Here is a 13,284-nt window from a genome sequence, read left to right as displayed (position 1 = left end):
GCATCGATATCTCCGCGCTTCGCCCTTTGTTTGAGGCGGCGCAGCTTGAGCAATCTACTGGCCTGGACGGCATGGCTTCGCTCCTTTCCGGAACGCGGGTCGTCGATCTCAACGAAGCGGCGGTCCATCTGATCGTGCCTTACTCGGCGCGCGGCGGAATTGCGGGCCAATCGCTTGCCGAAGTCTGGCCGCCCGAAAGCCAACCGGAACTGGCAGATGCCATAGCGGCCCTGGCCCGGCGGAAGCCTGCGGCGGGCAGGGAGGTGCGCGAAGTCCGCTCGCTGGTCCTCGACCGTCCCTCGCTTTCGGTCTGGCGGGACGAAGGGGACCGGGACGAGGTGTTCTTCTCGGTCTCCGGCCAGTTGAAGCAGAACCGCACTTATTACCAGTTGTGGACGAGCGAGGCGCGCTTTCGCAGGCTGATCCATCACTTGCCGTTTGCGCTCCTGCAGGTCGATGCCACGGCCATGGAGCCGATATGGAGCCGGCTGAGGACGGAAGGGGTGATGGACCTGTTCGCGTACCTAGACGCCCATCCCGAACTGGTCGCGTTCTCGTGCGAGGCGGTGCGCGTAACCGATGCAAACCACTATGCCATGAGCCTGTTCGGCCTGGACGATCCGGCGCCGCTGCTGACCTCGGTGGAGTATCTGTTCTCCCAGGCACAGGACACCGCGCGGCGCGTGATGAACGCCCATTTCAAAGGCAAACGCTCCTATACCGAAATTACCCGTATCGCGCGTCACGATGGAGAACTGCGCGACGTGCGCATCTCGGTCACTTATCCCACTGCGCCCGAACTCCTCGATATCACCATGATCAGCCTGGAGGACGTGACCGCCCGGCTACAGACCGAGGCACAGCTCCGCCAGATCCAGGCCGATTTCACCCATGCCGCGCGGATCTACACGCTTGGCGAGCTGACGACATCGATAGCCCATGAGGTGAACCAGCCCCTCGCCGCGATCGTTACGAATGCCGATGCCAGCTTGCGCTGGCTGGGGCGCGGCGCCCCCGATCTGAGCAAGATACAGCACCTGACCTCGCGGATTGCAGCCAACGCCCGTCGCGCGGGCGACATCATCCAGCGGATCCGGGGAATGGCGGCCAAACGGCGGCCGGAGCGGATGGTCCTCGATCTCAATGCCATTGTCGAGGAGGCCTTGCTCTTCGTCCGCCACGATATCGAGAACCGGTCGATTGCGCTCAGCATGACGCTGGCAAAGGTTTCTCCGCGCGTGCTGGGTGACCGGGTCGAACTCCAGCAGGTCCTGGTCAACCTCCTCCTGAATGCCGCGCAGGCGCTGGAGACCGGCGAACACCTTGGTGGACGCCATATCATCGTGGTCACCCGCACGAACCAGGACGGGACGGCGGTGGTGGTGATCTGCGACAATGGACCGGGCATCGCGCCGGAACACTTCGAACGGATCTTCGACGGCTTCTTCTCCACCAAGGACGGAGGCATGGGCATCGGCCTGTCGATCTGCGAATCCATCATTTCGGCCCATCAGGGGCGCATCGAGATCTCGAACCGGGCCGATGGCGGCGCCAAGGTGGAAGTGACGATTCCTGGCGTGCAGGATCGGCCGGGTGACAGCTAATAGGGCAGCGGATCGCTGGCGGGGAAGCTGTCGGCAAGGGCCTGGTCCAGCCATTCGTCATTTCGCCGGACATCAGGTTCGATGCGCTCCGCCGGCAGGATCAGGCGGATGGTCGTTCCTTCGCCATGGTGGCTGTCGATCGTCAAGGCGCCGCCAAGGTCCCGGGCGAAGCGATGGACGTTCACGAGGCCGAGCCCGGTTCCGTCAAGCTTGGTGGTGAAATAGGCCTCGCAGGCCTGAGCCTGGACTTCGCGGGTCATTCCCGTGCCGCTGTCTGCCACCTCCAGCATGATGCCGTCTGCGGCCGCGCGCTTGGCCGCGATCACGATCAGGCCGCGCTCGGCAATGGCGCTGTCGGCGTTGAGGACGAGATCGACGATCACGTTCTCCAGCCGGCACGGGTTGCAGCGCAGGTTCGGAAGGTCCGGCGCCGCATGTACCGCCAGAGTCACATTGTCCTTCACCAACCATTGCAGACGCCTTTGGCAGCTTTCGAGCAGGGTGCAGAGGTCCACCGTTTCGTCGGTGCGCGCCTCGGGCGCAGCGAACTGAAGGAATGCCCTGACCATGCGGCCGATCTGGCTGACTCCCTCGGCCGCGTCGTCGATCACGCTGGCAATTTCGTCCGGTTCCAGTCTGGTGGCCGATTTCAGGATATCGATCGTGCTGGTCAGCAGTTGGACGCGGTTGCGCAGCTCATGTGTCATGCCGCCGATCATGATGGGCAGAGCATGGGATCGCAGCGCGGCCTGCTCGCTGCGCAATTGCTGCGTGGACGCAACGGCTTTGTGATCGGAAATCGCAGATCGGGGCATGGACATCGCTAACTCCGGGTGTGGATGAGAGAGAAAAGTGAGGAGCCGGACAGGTGGGATGCTCGCCTGCCAATTCGTTGGCCGCAGGGTGAAATCGGAAAAACCCCTGCGTTCATCATCCCTGTCGCGTCCGATTGACACGGCTCCCCCAGGTGCGTGGCTTCGGGGGTTGGCGGATTTGCAGCGCCCGTTGTGGGGATGGCGATAGTCCATCGCCGGCTGCCGCTTCGGCCACGACGCCACAATGATCGCATGGAGCCGCTCCGGCTAAGTCCCGAGATAGCGGCAAGCGCCTGTACCAAGCCCGGTTGGTACATCGTCATTTGCCTGTCTCGGTCCTGCCGGCGGCATTCCCGCTCCCTTATCCCTTTGCTCGTCGGATCGACCGGCATCTGCACATGCAAGGAAAGGACAGCACGATGAAGATCGTCGTCATCGGTGGAACGGGATTGATCGGCTCCAAGGTCGTGGCAAGGCTTGCGCAGGCGGGGCACGATGTCCTGGCCGCCGCCCCAAACACGGGCGTCAATACTTTGACCGGAGAAGGCCTGGCCGAAGCGCTGGTCGGCTGCGAGGTCCTGGTCGATCTCGCCAACTCGCCGTCCTTCGACGATCAGGTGGCCATGGACTTCTTCCAGAAGGCGGCGGCCAACCTCATGCCTGCGGAGATTGCGGCGGGGGTCAGGCACCACATCGCGCTTTCGGTGGTGGGAACGGATCGGCTTCAGGAAAGCGGCTATTTCCGCGCGAAGCAGGTTCAGGAGACGGCGATCCGCGAAAGCGGCATTCCTTTCACCATCGTCCATGCCACGCAGTTCATGGAATTCCTGCGCGGCATCGCGCAGTCGGCGATTGTCGGCGATGAGGTTCGCCTGCCCCATGCCTGGATCCAGCCCATGGCCGCCGACGATGTCGCTGCCGCCGTGGCTGCCGTCGCGCTCGACAAGCCGGCGGGCGGCATGGTGGAGATCGCCGGGCCGGAGAAGTTCCGCCTCGACGAGATCGTGGCGCGCGTGCTCGCCTTCGACAAGGACCCGCACCCCGTCGTCCGCGATCCCGAGGCCCGGTATTACGGCATTCGCCTGAAAGACGATGCGCTGCTGCCGGCTGCGGGCGCGCGGCTGGGTGAGACGGCATTCGACTGGTGGCTGGCCAACGTACCGCCGCCGCCCAAGCGGTGATCGTGCCCTGGGACGTGCCCGTGCGTGTCCGTCCCATCGCCGTCCCCACCCCTGGATCAATCCCCGCAACGAAAGGCCCCGCCATGCTCATGAGAAGCTGCGCGATCATTGCCCTGCTGCTCGGGCTCCTGGCGCTCGCGAACGGAGCCTTCATGCTCTATGCGCCGTCGGCCTGGTATTTCGCCGTTCCCGGCGTCACCACCACCGGCCCCTTCAACCAGCATTTCATCCGCGACATCGGGCTGGTCTTCCTGTTCCTGGGAGCGGCGTTCCTGATCGGGGCCGCACGGCCGCAATATCGCACCGTCTGCTGGGGCGGCGCGACGGTCTGGCTGCTGGGCCACGCGCTGTTCCACTACTGGGAAGTAGCCGTGGGCATTTGCGGGCCCTCCGCCATCCTGCGCGATTTTCCCRCCGTGAGCCTGCCCGCCCTGCTCGGCTTGGTGATCACCACCTGCGCCATCCTCGACCCCACCAAGACCGCAACTGAAGGAGATTATCGATGACACCACGTATGAACATCTTCCAGGCCGCGCCCGATGCCATGAAAGGCATGATGGCCGTGGAAAAGGCGATCGACGATGCCGGCATCGAGCATGGCCTGCTCGAACTGGTGAAGCTGCGGGCCTCGCAGATCAACGGCTGCGCCTTCTGCATCCACATGCACGCCAAGGACGCGGTGAAGAACGGAGAGAGCGACATGCGCATCCATCTGCTGGACGCCTGGCGCGATTCCCCGCTGTTCTCCGAGCGCGAGCGTGCCGCGCTCAACTGGGCGGAATCGCTGACCAAAATCGCCAAGACTCACGCGCCGGACGATGCCTATGCGATGCTCAAGGCGCAATTCGACGACAAGGAAATCGCCTACCTGACCGTCGCCGTCGCGGCGATCAACTTCTGGAACAAGGTCCAGATCGGCCTGCGCGCCGTGCATCCGGTGGAGACGCCGGTCACCGCCTGACCGCCTGCCGCGTCGATGGCCGGAGTGCTGCCGCAGGCGGTGCTCCGGCCGTCCCTTTTGGGAGATATGACCATGAAGCTCTATTATTGCCCCTGGGCCTGCAGTCTTGCCGCGCACATCGTGCTCACCGAGGTGGGCGAGCCGTTCGACAGCGAGAGCGTCGATCTCAAGACGAAAGTCACGGCCAGCGGCGGCGACTTCAATCGGGTGACCACGAAAGGCTACGTCCCGGCGCTGGTGCTGGGTGACGGCGAGGTCATTACCGAGAACGTCGCCGTGCTCTACTACCTCTCCACGCTCTACCCGGCTTACGGCCTGGAGGATGCGCTGGGGCGGACGCGGCTGCTGGAAGTGCTCTCCCTGGTCGCGACCGAGATCCACAAAGGATTCAAGCCGTTCTGGCACGGCGGCACCGAGGAAGAGAAGGCTGCTGCCAGCGCCAGGCTCACGGCCCTGTTTCAGCAGGTCGTGAGCGGCATGGTGAGCGACTACCTGTTCGGCGCGCGCCCGACGGTCGCGGATCTCTACGTCTTCGTCATGACCCTCTGGGCCGCGCGCTTCGGTGTCGAAATTCCCGAACGGCTGATCGCCTTGCGTCGGCGCATCGGGGAGCGCGAAGGCGTGAAGACGACGCTGCGCTCGGAAGGCATGGTCATGCCGAAGAACATGCGCGAGGAAGGGTGATCGGGGCGGCGAGTCGCCGCTGCCGGCCCGCTTGCCTCTTGTGGAAATGGAATGCCGATGCCGACGCGCCCGTTCGAGTTCACCGCCCGCTCCGGCCTGCGATTGGCGGGCCGGTTGGAAGTGCCCGCCGTCAACGTGCGCGGCTGGGCGATCTTCGCGCACTGTTTTGCATGCGGCAAGGATAGCCATGCCGCGGTGAGGATCGGCCGTCGCCTGGCCGACGCCGGCATCGGCGTGCTGCGTTTCGACTTTACCGGTCTTGGCGGCAGCGAGGGCGATTTCGAACCTGCTGAAAAGGGGCGGGACGTCGCGGATTTGCTCGATGCGGCGGCCGCGATGGCAGTGCAGGGCATGGCGCCGTCCCTGTTGGTCGGGCATAGCCTTGGCGGCTCCGCCGCTCTCGCAGCCGCGGGTTCGTTGCCGATGGTAGCGGCCGTCGCGACGATTGGGGCGCCTTTCGACATATCCCGGATGTCGGCTGATGGTGACGCCGTGTCCATCGAGGACAAGGCCTTCACCGTCGGGCGCCACCTTGCCGAGGAACTGCGGCTGCAGGACCAGGGCAGGAGGATCGCGGAACTGGGAAGGCCGCTGCTACTGCTCCATTCCCCAACCGACCGCGTGGTGCCGGTGGCGAGCGCGACGCGGATATATCTCTCGGCGCAGAATCCCAAGAGCTTCATCGCTCTCGACGGCGCCGACCATCTGCTGACTCGGGAGAAGGACGCCGAATTCGCCGCCGACATGATCGCCACCTGGGCCGGGCGCTACCTGAGGATGGCGCCCGCCGATGCCGCGTCCCCTTACGACGCCGAAGCGAGCGAGACGGGCGTGGGCAAGTTCCAACTGGCGATGCGCGCGGGCAAGGCCCATTTTCTTGCCGACGAACCTGCCGAAGTCGGGGGCATGGGAAGCGGCGCCACGCCCTACAACCTGCTGTCCGCCGCGCTCGCAGCCTGCACGACGATGACCTTGCGGCTCTATGCGGCGCGCAAGAACTGGCCGGTCCGCCACATCCACACTTTCGTGAAGCACCACAAGACAGGGCAGGGCGATCGGCCCGATACTTTCTCACGCAGGATCGAAGTTACCGGCGAGGTAGACGCCGCGCAGCTCGAAGAATTGCAGCAAGTGGCGGAGCGCTGCCCCGTGCACCGTACTCTGGAGGCCGGATCGCAGTTCAACCTCCCGGAAGTGGAGTTGTCTCCAGAACAGGACTGATACCAAAGTTCTCTGACAATGACTCATGTCTCCCCTCGTCATTGCGAGCGACCGCAGGTCGCGCGGCAATCCAGGGGCGGCTTATGTGGCTCTGGATCGCTTCTCCCGCTTCGCGGGCTCGCGATGACGAAAAGCAGGAGACGGGTTTCAATCCAAGAGTCTTGGTATGAGCGCGAAGTCGGTACCGATGCGGTAACGGTACAAGAACAGCGGTCTATCTTGGGTCTGTTCCACTGATCTGACGGGGATCATTACTTTCGGAGACGAAAACCTCTGAAAGGAATGGTTCGATGAAAATCGCAGTCGTTGGCGGAACCGGGCTCATCGGCGAAAAGCTCACCGAGCGCCTGACAGCCGCCGGGCACGACGTTGCCGTGGTCGCCCGGTCTCGCGGCGTGGATGTATCGACAGGCATCGGTCTGGAAGATGCCCTGGCCGGCGCAACCGTCGTCTTCGACGTGTCCAATCCGGGTTACGAAGACGCCGCGGCCATGGAGGCCTTTTTCGCGGCGGCCGGATCGAGGCTGATGCCGCTGGAGCGCGAGATCGGGGTCGCTCACCATATCCTGCTCTCGGCGGTCGGCGCGGACGCGCTCGAGGGCGGCTATTTCCGAGCGAAGCGAACGCAGGAACGCCTGGTGCGGGACGRCGGCGTGCCTTTCACGATCCTGCGCGCAGCGCCGTTTTTCGAGTTCATCTACAACATCGTGGATGCGGGAGGGCAAGGCGACGCCGTGCGCCTGCCGCCCGTCCACATGCAGCCCGTCGCTGCCGACGATGTCGCCAATGCCTTGTCCCGCATGGTCTTCGCGCCTGCGACCGGCCATGTGGTGGAGATCGCCGGCCCTGATCGTCGCACTTTGCCTGACCTCGCCGCGATGATCCTGACCGCCAACGAGGACAGCCGGCGGATCGTCGTCGATCCCGATGCGCCCTATTTCGGCGCTCATTTCGAAAGCGAACCGCTCACGGGGGGCGACCATCCCCGGTTTGCGCCGACCAGCTTCGAAGACTGGCTGCGCCGCTGGATCGCAATGGCCTGACACACGCCCTGTCGATCTACCCCACCACCACAGGGAGATTCTCGATGATTTCGCCCAATGGCGACGGTGTTTCCGCGCCGTTTTGCTCCAGCCGCCGCGGCGTACTCGGCGGAATGGCCGCCACCGGGTTCGTCCTGACCGGCGGGCCATTGCTCGCTGGGACCAGCCTCGCTCAGCCCATCGACCATGGAGAGACCACAATGACCAACTTTACGACGCGTGACGGCACCCGCATCTTCTACAAGGACTGGGGCCCGAAGAATGCGCAGCCGATCTTCTTTCACCACGGCTGGCCGCTGAGCGCCGATGACTGGGACGCCCAGATGCTGTTCTTCCTCGACCAGGGCTACCGCGTGATTGCGCATGACCGCCGCGGTCACGGTCGCTCCGAACAGACCGACCAGGGCCACGACATGGATACCTATGCCACGGATGTGGCTGAGCTGGTCGAAGCGCTGAACCTGAAAAATGCCGTACACATCGGCCACTCCACCGGCGGCGGCGAAGCGGCGCGCTATGTCGCGCGGGCTCGCCCCGGGAGGGTTGCGAAAGCCGTCCTCGTCGGCGCCGTGCCGCCGCTGATGCTCCAGACGCCTGCCAATCCCGGAGGCGCACCGCGCTCCGCATTCGACGAGCTACGCCGCGAGCTTGCCACGAACCGTGCGCAGTTCTTCGTCGATTTCCCCAGCGGCCCGTTCTACGGCTTCAATCGCCGCAAGGGCGGTGCGGTGCAATCTATCGTCCAGAACTGGTGGCGCCAGGCCATGATGGGCGCGGCAAAGGCGCAATACGACTGCATCAAGGCGTTTTCCGAAACTGATTTCACCGAAGACCTCAAGGCGATCACCGTCCCCACACTCGTCATGCATGGCGACGACGATCAGATCGTCCCGATCGCCGACTCGGCGGAACTTTCGATAGGGCTGCTCAAGGGCGGGGAACTCAAGGTCTACAAGGGGCTGCCGCATGGGATGTTGACGACCGACGCCGGCAGACTCAATCCCGACATACTCGAATTCATCCGTCGCTGAGGCCTATCGGCAAGGGCATTGAATGGGGTTATCCTCATTCGATGCCCTGGTCATTGCGTGGCCCGGAAGCGCGCAATCCGGAGGCCCGACCAAGAACGTCAACCTCCGAGGGTCTCCGCAAGGCCAGCAGTTGTTCGCGCGGAAACGGCGACTCGGATCTGCCCGATGGACATCTGCGAAAGAGGCGCGATCAGGTTGAAATCGAAGGGTCAGCGGGTGAGCGCGTCTGGCGTGTTCCACGCAGCGCTTCGATCACATGGCGCATCGTTTCGGTGTCGCGCACGTTGAGGTCGCGCTGGGGGTAGGGGACTTCGATGCCTTGCTCGCGCATCAGGCGCCAGAGCGCCTTCAAGACGTCGGACCGCACATTTCCAACGCCTTCCTCGGGGTCCGTGATCCAGACGTGGATCACGAAGCTGACGCCGCGCTCGGCGAAACTGTCGAGCCAGACGGTGGGCGGCGGGGCGGCCAGGACGCGCTTTACCGACTTGGCGCCGTCCAGCATGAGATGTTCCACGCGTTCGATATCGCAGGCGTAGGGCATGACCACGGAAACCTGGATACGCACGTTCTTGCTAGAATAGGAACAGTTCTCGATCTGATTTATTATCAGAAGATTCGAGGTTTCACCGGATCTCAGGAAATCTGAGAGATATCTATAATGTTTTCTATTCAGATATTTAATGGTTCGTGTCGGAGCATGACTTCTCGCGGTATCTCGATAAGCTGTATCCTAATTGTATCCTAATTTTGTCGAAGCTTGGAATTAGGATACAGGATGCGTCGCCAGTGCAGCGGCGCTTCAGCCGATATATTCGATCCGAAGGGTAACAAGACAGCGCTGGGCAAACAGTTGCCAAGAGCCACCTAGCTTGGCTACACGTCTCGGATGAAAAACCGTCCGCTTGCTGCCCGTTGACCATGCTGCGTCCCTGGCAGATAAGCCTCAGTCAACGCATTGACGCCGGACGTATCGAACCCATCTACATGCAGATCATCCAGGCGGTGATCCGTGATATCGAAAGCGGCCGTCTCACTTCGGGCAGTTACCTGCCCAGCAGCCGCGAACTGGCTGTCAGCCTGGGTATCAACCGCAAGACGGTGGTCCTGGCCTATGAGGATTTGATCGCGCAGGGTTGGCTCTCTTCGGCCGGCACGCGCGGCACCATGGTATCGACCGCGTTGCCCAATCCCGGTCCTTCCCCCGCTCCCGAAAGCCCGGGCGAGGCCGCGCGCGCCGAGTATCGTTTTATCTCCGGCCCGGAGCACCCGCTGGCAGTTCCCGAAGGGCCCGGTCTCAAGCTGGACGAAGGCGCTCCAGATGGGCGACTGTTTCCGGTGGAACTCCTGTCCCGTGCCTATCGCGCCGCCGCCCAGCGCCTTGTGCGCTCAAACGGCCTGCAATACCGCGATCCGCGCGGCGCGCCGGTCCTGCGCGAAAGCGTGGCCGAAATGCTGAAGAGCCAGCGCGGCCTGCCGGTGACGGCGGAGAACATCTGCATCACCCGCGGAAGCCAGAACAGCATCTTCCTCGCCGCCAGCCTGCTGATCCGTCCCGGCGACGCAGTGATCGTCGAGGAACTGACTTACGAGCCCGCCGTCGCTGCCTTCGCAGCGCGCGGTGCGAAGATCGTGCCGGTAGGCCTCGACCGTGACGGCATATGTCTCGAAGACGTGGAACTGGCCTGCCGCCGCAACCGCGTGGCGGCCGTTTTCGTGACACCGCACCACCAGTTCCCGACAACGGTGGCCTTGCGACCCGAACGGCGCCTGCGCTTGCTGGACCTGGCCCGTCAGTTCGGTTTCGCCGTGATAGAGGACGACTACGACCACGAATTTCACTTCGCCTCGCAGCCGCTGTTGCCGATGGCGGCCTATGCACCGGGGCGGGTTATCTACGCGGGCTCACTATCCAAGCTGCTGCTGCCCGCGCTGCGCATCGGCTATATCGCCGCGCCGGTGGAGGTGATCGAGGCGCTGGCCCATGTCGTCTCGCTCGTGGACGGCATGGGCAACACCCTTACCGAGACGGCCGCTGCCGAACTGATCGAAAGCGGCGAATTGAGCCGCCACGCCCGCAAGGTCCGGCAAATCTACGCCCAGCGGCGCACCACTTTCGCCGCCGCGCTGGACGCCACTCTGGGCGACCGGGTGAGCTATGAAATGCCTCCCGGCGGCCTGGCCTTCTGGCTTCGCTTCGCATCGGAGGACATGCTGGACCGGATAGAGGCGGGCGCGGCGGCGGCCGGGCTGCGCTTCGCGCCGTCCTGCTCTTTCATGACGCGCGACAGTGCTCCGCGCGGCCTGCGTATCGGCTTCGCCAGCTTGGACCAGCACGAAGCGCGCGGGGCACTGGAAGTACTCCGGTCGGTGGCGGGCTGACGGAGCCGTTCCGGATCAGGTCCGGGACAGCGGCTGGTTCGCCTCCCGCATTGCCGCGGCCAGCCCCGTATCCGGGTGCCCGGCCAGTATCTGGGCAAGGCTTTCCGGACGTTCGTCCTGGCCCAGCTTGAAGGTCGCCTCGCAGGACAGCACCGTGGCCCGGAAGGCAATGATGTGGCGGCTCATCGGCTCGTAACGCTCGCCCATCTTCGCTACCGTCCAGCGGTCCGGGCGATAGCCCTCCATATGGGCAATCAGGCGGTCGAGTGCCTCGCCGTTGTCCTGGGGTGAAAAGGCAATTTCCACTTCGAAGCGCGCCACCGCGTAATTCCACGTCGGCGCCCATTGCGGCTGCGTCACCAGTTCAGGCGAGATGTACCCCTGCGCGCCCTGGAACAGCACCAGCGCGCGCGCTTGCTGCCGCAGCGCCTCGACCTGCGGATTGGCCAGCGCGAAGTGGCCGACAAGCGCGGCGATGCTCCCGTCCGCCGCCAGATCCGCTACCAGCGGCAGCGGCGTCGCATGGAACGAGGGCGTACCCGATACCACCCAGGCGAGGGGGTGGCGGGCGACCAGCGCCGCGATTCCGGCGGCATTGCGCGGGGACCACCGGCTCATGCGCCGGCTCCCGTGTAGCGTTCCCGTCCACCGACAATGGTGCGCAATACCTCCACTTTGAGTAACCTTTCCGAATCGATGGTCGTGGGATCGCTGTCCAGCACGGTGATGTCGGCAAGGAAGCCCGGCGCGATCCGTCCGAGCCGATCTTCCTGAAAGCCGGCATAGGCATTGGCCACGGTATAGGCCGTGAGCGATTGCTCCACCGAGACCTTCTGGTCGGGCAGCCAGCCTTCCGGGTTGGCGCCGTCGATGGTCCGGCGCGTGACGGCGGCATGGATGCCCGCCATCGGGCTGAGCGGCGCGACCGGCCAGTCCGAACCGAAGGTCACCGTTGCGCCGCTCTTCATCAGCGAGGAGAAAGCGTAAGTGCCGTTGAGGCGCTTTTCGCCGATGCGCTTGACCGCCCATCGACCGTCGTCGACGGCGTGATAGGGCTGGACCGAGGCGATCACTTTCTGCGGTGCGAAGCGCGGGATAGTGGCGGGGGCGATGTGCTGGGCATGTTCGACGCGAAAGCGGCGGTCACGCTTGCCGTTGAGGGCTTCCGCCTCGGCGTAGAGATCGAGGATGTCGTCGTTCGCCTCGTCGCCGATGGCGTGGACGGTGATATGCAGGCCCGCGCGATCGGCGGCGATCACCGCTTCGCGCAATTCGTCGAGCGGCATGACCCGCACGCCCCGCGTTTGTGGATCGTCGGTGTAGGGATCGTGGAACAGCGCGGTGCGTGCGCCGAGCGAACCGTCGACCAGAGCCTTGAGGCCGCCCCAGCGCAGCCAGTCGTCCCCCCGACCTTCGGCCTTCACGAGGGCGGCCATTTTCTGCCAATCGCGCAGCGGCACGAAGTTGTAGAAGCGCATGTCCGTCTCGCCCTTGGCGCGCAGGCGTCGCAGGGCGTCGAAGCAGTCCCAATCGAAGGGATCGGGGATATGCACCTGCGCGATGCCACACTTCAGGCCATGCGCGATGCCGCCCCGCAGTGAGGCTTCGAGCTGTCGGTGTGTCAGCGGCGGGATCACGCGCTTGACCAGAGCCTTGGCGTTGTCCTTGAGCACGCCGGTCGGTTCGCCTTTCGCGTCGCGCACGATCACGCCGCCTGCCGGATCGGGCGTGTTTCGGGTGATGCCGGCCAGCTTGAGGGCAACCGAGTTGCACAGGAAGCTGTGCAGGTCGGTGCGCGGTATCGCGATCGGGGTGTTCGGGCTGACCGCATCGATCCAGTGGCGCGTGGGCAGTTCGCCGCCGATCCGCTGTTCATCCCACGATCCGCCGAGCAGCCAGTCGCCGGGGTGGGCCTGCACCGCAGCGGCGATGCGGGCCACGAACTCGGCGCGGTTCCCTACATTGAGCAGGTCCGGTTGGGAGAGCGTGTCGGAGCCCATCAGGAAATGCGTGTGGTTGTCGGTAAAGGCCGGCATTGCAAAGGCGCCCCCCAGGTCGACCACTCGGGTGGATGCCCTGGTGCGCGCTTTCACCGCATCGGATCCCACGGCGACGATGCGGTCGCCGACGATGCCGATCGCGTCCGAGCGCGCGCCGGTTCCGGTCCAGACCTTGCCGCCGACCAGCGCGCAATCCAGCGGCGCATCGGCCGCGAAAGCACTTCGCGCAAACGGCATACTCATCGCTGCGAGCGCAGTGCCGGATCCCAGAAACCGACGACGATCGAACATGGCTATCCCCTTGCCGTTCATGAGCGACAATTCCCTTCGCCTACCCGTTCGGCCCAGCCAACATCCAATAT

13 protein-coding genes are annotated in these 13,284 nt (G+C 64.5%); 9 read left to right on the top strand and 4 right to left on the bottom strand.

Annotation, left to right across the window (positions count from 1 at the left end):
- Window positions 1-71 precede the first annotated feature (71 nt).
- Window positions 72-1,604, top strand: coding sequence for an ATP-binding protein (locus AB4Z00_RS04935; RefSeq protein WP_442045150.1), 1,533 nt, complete (start codon window positions 72-74; stop codon window positions 1,602-1,604).
- On the opposite strand, the gene AB4Z00_RS04930 is transcribed toward AB4Z00_RS04935, so the two are convergent.
- Window positions 1,601-2,425, bottom strand: coding sequence for a sensor histidine kinase (locus tag AB4Z00_RS04930; protein WP_442045149.1), 825 nt, complete (start codon window positions 2,423-2,425; stop codon window positions 1,601-1,603). The genes AB4Z00_RS04935 and AB4Z00_RS04930 overlap by 4 nt on opposite strands.
- 413 nt (window positions 2,426-2,838) lie before the next feature.
- Between AB4Z00_RS04930 and AB4Z00_RS04925 the strand changes: the two genes are divergently transcribed.
- The 7 genes from AB4Z00_RS04925 to AB4Z00_RS04895 all read left to right on the top strand — a co-directional run bounded on the left by AB4Z00_RS04925 (window position 2,839) and on the right by AB4Z00_RS04895 (window position 8,540).
- Window positions 2,839-3,600, top strand: a complete 762-nt coding sequence (locus tag AB4Z00_RS04925; protein ID WP_442045148.1) for an SDR family oxidoreductase — start codon at window positions 2,839-2,841, stop codon at window positions 3,598-3,600.
- Window positions 3,564-4,106 carry a hypothetical protein gene (locus AB4Z00_RS04920; RefSeq protein ID WP_442045479.1) on the top strand — a complete coding sequence of 181 codons (543 nt, stop codon included), beginning with the start codon at window positions 3,564-3,566 and terminating at the stop codon, window positions 4,104-4,106. Before AB4Z00_RS04925 ends, AB4Z00_RS04920 begins: the two co-directional genes overlap by 37 nt.
- On the top strand, window positions 4,103-4,561 hold the full coding sequence (locus tag AB4Z00_RS04915) for a carboxymuconolactone decarboxylase family protein (RefSeq protein WP_442045147.1): 459 nt from the start codon (window positions 4,103-4,105) through the stop codon (window positions 4,559-4,561). The genes AB4Z00_RS04920 and AB4Z00_RS04915 overlap by 4 nt, the downstream gene beginning before the upstream one ends.
- 72 nt (window positions 4,562-4,633) lie before the next feature.
- Window positions 4,634-5,245: a glutathione binding-like protein gene (locus tag AB4Z00_RS04910; protein ID WP_442045146.1), complete on the top strand. Its 612-nt coding sequence runs from the start codon at window positions 4,634-4,636 to the stop codon at window positions 5,243-5,245.
- Between the two features lie 57 nt (window positions 5,246-5,302).
- Window positions 5,303-6,466 (top strand): bifunctional alpha/beta hydrolase/OsmC family protein, encoded by a 1,164-nt coding sequence (locus AB4Z00_RS04905; RefSeq protein ID WP_442045145.1) that lies wholly within the window; start codon window positions 5,303-5,305, stop codon window positions 6,464-6,466.
- A 290-nt stretch (window positions 6,467-6,756) separates the two neighbouring features.
- The gene (locus AB4Z00_RS04900; RefSeq protein ID WP_442045144.1) at window positions 6,757-7,509 is read left to right on the top strand and encodes an SDR family oxidoreductase; all 753 of its coding nucleotides are present in this window, start codon (window positions 6,757-6,759) and stop codon (window positions 7,507-7,509) included.
- 200 nt (window positions 7,510-7,709) lie between these two features.
- Window positions 7,710-8,540, top strand: coding sequence for an alpha/beta fold hydrolase (locus tag AB4Z00_RS04895; protein WP_442045462.1), 831 nt, complete (start codon window positions 7,710-7,712; stop codon window positions 8,538-8,540).
- Between the two features lie 190 nt (window positions 8,541-8,730).
- Here AB4Z00_RS04895 and AB4Z00_RS04890 read toward each other — a convergent pair whose 3' ends face one another.
- A complete protein-coding gene (locus AB4Z00_RS04890) occupies window positions 8,731-9,108 on the bottom strand; it encodes a hypothetical protein (protein WP_442045143.1) in 378 nt (125 codons plus the stop codon).
- A 419-nt stretch (window positions 9,109-9,527) separates the two neighbouring features.
- Here AB4Z00_RS04890 and pdxR point away from each other — a divergent pair, with 419 nt between their 5' ends.
- On the top strand, window positions 9,528-10,922 hold the full coding sequence (gene pdxR / locus AB4Z00_RS04885; RefSeq protein WP_442045142.1) for a MocR-like pyridoxine biosynthesis transcription factor PdxR: 1,395 nt from the start codon (window positions 9,528-9,530) through the stop codon (window positions 10,920-10,922).
- A 15-nt stretch (window positions 10,923-10,937) separates the two neighbouring features.
- Here the strand turns inward: pdxR and AB4Z00_RS04880 are convergent, their stop codons facing one another.
- Window positions 10,938-11,540: an FMN-binding negative transcriptional regulator gene (locus AB4Z00_RS04880; protein ID WP_442045141.1), complete on the bottom strand. Its 603-nt coding sequence runs from the start codon at window positions 11,538-11,540 to the stop codon at window positions 10,938-10,940.
- Window positions 11,537-13,165 carry an amidohydrolase gene (locus AB4Z00_RS04875; protein ID WP_442045140.1) on the bottom strand — a complete coding sequence of 543 codons (1,629 nt, stop codon included), beginning with the start codon at window positions 13,163-13,165 and terminating at the stop codon, window positions 11,537-11,539. Before AB4Z00_RS04875 ends, AB4Z00_RS04880 begins: the two co-directional genes overlap by 4 nt.
- Window positions 13,166-13,284 lie beyond the last annotated feature (119 nt).

Source organism: Novosphingobium sp. YAF33 (assembly GCF_052113265.1).
In the GTDB taxonomy this organism is placed as follows: Bacteria; Pseudomonadota; Alphaproteobacteria; order Sphingomonadales; family Sphingomonadaceae; genus Novosphingobium.
Note: the sequence above shows the minus strand (reverse complement) of the source record. Positions and strands in the feature narration are given on the sequence as shown.